This window comes from Mesorhizobium sp. M1E.F.Ca.ET.041.01.1.1 (genome assembly GCF_003997355.1).
Classification (GTDB): domain Bacteria; phylum Pseudomonadota; class Alphaproteobacteria; order Rhizobiales; family Rhizobiaceae; genus Mesorhizobium.
The window spans coordinates 1-2564 of the sequence record NZ_RZSL01000736.1 but is presented as its reverse complement, the minus strand read 5'-3'; the positions used below and the strand labels follow the sequence as shown (position 1 = coordinate 2564).

Sequence of the window (2564 nt, the reverse complement as noted above, 5' to 3'; positions counted from 1 at the left end):
GGTTTCCGAGCCCTGGTCGCTGCCGTCGTCGAAGATATTGCGGCCTTCCTTGTCGAGGACGCTGAAATGGACGTGAAAACCGTTGCCGGCGCGTTCGCCATAGGGCTTGGCCATGAAGCAGGCGGCAAAGCCGTGCTTGCGGGCGATGCCCTTCACGGTGCGCTTGAAAAGCACGGCGTCGTCCGCGGCCCGCAAGGCGTCCGGCACATGGTTGAGGTTGATCTCGAACTGGCCGACGCCGTTCTCGGCGATCGCGGTGTCGACCGGAATTCCCTGCATGCGGCAAGCTTCGTAGATGTCGTGGATGAAGGCCTCGAAATCGTCGATCTCGTCGATCGAAAGCGCCGCGTCGGAATCGAGACGCCGCCCGGTGACCGGTGAAACCGGACCGACAGGCCGCTGCGACGTCAAGTCGACGAGGTAGAATTCCAGCTCGGTGGCGGTAACCGGCGTCAGGCCAAGCGCGGCATAGCGGTCGAGGATGCGGGCCAGCGCGCGGCGCGGGTCGCCGAGATAGGGCGCGCCGGCATCGTCCGCCAGCCATAGCGGCAACAGCGCCGTCGGATGCGCTGTCCAGTTGACCGGCAGGATGCCGCGTCCTGTCCACTGGCAAAGCCCGTCGGCGTCGCCGGTCGAGAAGACCTGGGCGTTGCCTTCGATGTCCTCGCCCCAGATGTCGAGCCCGATCGCCGAATAGGGCATGCGCAGCTTGCCTTCGAGTGCCTTGCGCGCCTGCTCGACCGGAATGCGCTTGCCGCGCATGATGCCGTTCAGGTCGCACACAGCCGCCCGCAGGCTCTGGATGTCGTTCCTGCTTTCAAGCCAGTTCAAAACGTCCGCAATTGCATCGCCCAATTTCCAGCCCCTGGTTCTTCTGTAGCCATTTCGGCTACGATATCCATTTTGCAGCTTATGAGTTCCTGAAGACCGTCCTGGAGGGGATCCAGGCGAGGTTCCTTCATTTTTTCAATTCACTAGCTGGGATATCGGGCGGCATTTCGGGTCCATATTGTGCGATCTGCGATCGCAACATAGCTGGCGAGTGAAGGAAAGCCAAGTCAGGATTTGAGAATTGGGCCGAAGCCTTATCTTCGTCATTCTCGGGCGGAGCAAGGAGCGCAGCGACGCGGCGCAGACCCGAGAATCCATGCCGTGACATAAAGGCGCCGCTGCGTTCCAGAATTCTGCTCCGCTGTACTCCACGGCCAAGGTAACGGCATGGATTCCAGGGTCTCCGCGACGGAGCTGCGCTCCTGCTCCGCCCTGGAATGACGAGGTTGGCGCGCTTTCACCCAAATCTCGAAGGCTTCCTAATGAGGGAACCTGATCTGCTTGAGAATATGCGCGGCCCCCTCGTCGATGTCGCGCACGATGGCCGCGCGTGCCCGCTTGCCGTCGCCAGCCTCGATCGCCGCGACGGCTTCCTCGTGATAGTCGATGCCGAGAATGCCGGCGAGGTCGTCCTCGAAGCCGATGCGCAGGTTCCGGAGGAAAGGCCCCACCTGCATCCACACCGTCTCGATCAGGAAGATCATCTGCTCATTGCCGCAGTGGCGGTAGATCGAGAATTTGAAGTCGTGGTTCTTGCGCAGATAATCGTCGATGTCGCCGCTGCGGGCGGCCTGGGTGAGCTCGGTGCAGTGGCGACGGATGGCGCGCAGATTGTTGCCGTTGATGCGTTTTGTCGCGAGTTCGGTGGCCGTGCCTTCGAGGATCGTGCGCACATCGGTCAACTGCTGGAAACGATCGGCCGAGATCATCGGCACCTCGACGCTGCCGTTCGGCATCGGGCTCAGCGCCCTGAGTGCCTGCAGCCTCATGAAGGCGCTGCGCACCGGCATGTCGCTGGTGCCGAGCTCCTTGGCGAGCTTGCGCGAAGTCAGCTTCTGGCCGGGCTGGAACTGACCCGACATCAGCGCCCGCACCAGTTCCAGATAGACTTTCTCATGCAGGGGTATCGTGTCGAGGGCAGTCAGTCCGAATTGTGTTTTGTCGGCCATTGGCTATGCGCTGCTTCGTCCGCCCTGAAATCCGTTTCGTCAAGCAATCCGCCGCCGGGGATGCTTGGCTGGCGATTTTCGAGCCGCACGATAGACGGTTAACGCGCGCCGCGGCAAGTGAGGCCAGGGCGGTGTCCCGGCTGACCCAACGGAGCGGGCATCATGCGTGCGAAGCGATTCCAGGTGACCCGGACCTCGAAGCGCCTGCCGGCAAGGCGCACCTCGACCTCCGAGCCGACGAGATTCCCGTCGTTCAGCTGGAAGGAAGGCTTTCCGGCTATCGTTGCGCTTGCTGGGTCCTGGCGAGGAAGCTGCGCCAGCCGCCATAGGCGGAGATATCCGTTGCCGCCGACAGACCGGCGGTCTCGGCCAGAAAACCCTTCGCCGATGTTCCATCGTCGAGCTCGATGGTGCCGATGCCGAGCGGTGGCGGGATGGCGGCGACGAAGCGGCCGAACGCCTCGGCAGGAAGCCGCCAGACCTCGACCTCGATCGCGGTGCCGCCGCCCGCGACGCGGATCAAGCCCGGCTTTGGCGTGGTCTGGCCGGCAAGCTCGTAGAGCT

2 protein-coding genes and 1 pseudogene are annotated in these 2564 nt (G+C 63.1%); all 3 read right to left on the bottom strand.

The window, feature by feature from the left end:
* The coding region (locus tag EOA38_RS33345) for a glutamine synthetase family protein (RefSeq protein ID WP_145966195.1) at nt 1–855 on the bottom strand (855 nt) is incomplete at its 3' end.
* A gap of 455 nt (nt 856–1310) precedes the next feature.
* Nucleotides 1311–2000 (bottom strand): GntR family transcriptional regulator, encoded by a 690-nt coding sequence (locus EOA38_RS33340; protein ID WP_126091812.1) that lies wholly within the window; start codon nt 1998–2000, stop codon nt 1311–1313.
* Nucleotides 2001–2277: 277 nt separating this feature from the next.
* Nucleotides 2278–2564 (bottom strand): annotated as a pseudogene (locus EOA38_RS33335) (allophanate hydrolase); the annotation flags it as partial.

What these genes read in the sequence shown, in the direction of transcription:
- EOA38_RS33340 (WP_126091812.1), bottom strand. Translation starts at nt 2,000, where the DNA reads ATGGCCGACAAAACACAATTCGGACTGACTGCCCTCGACACGATACCC.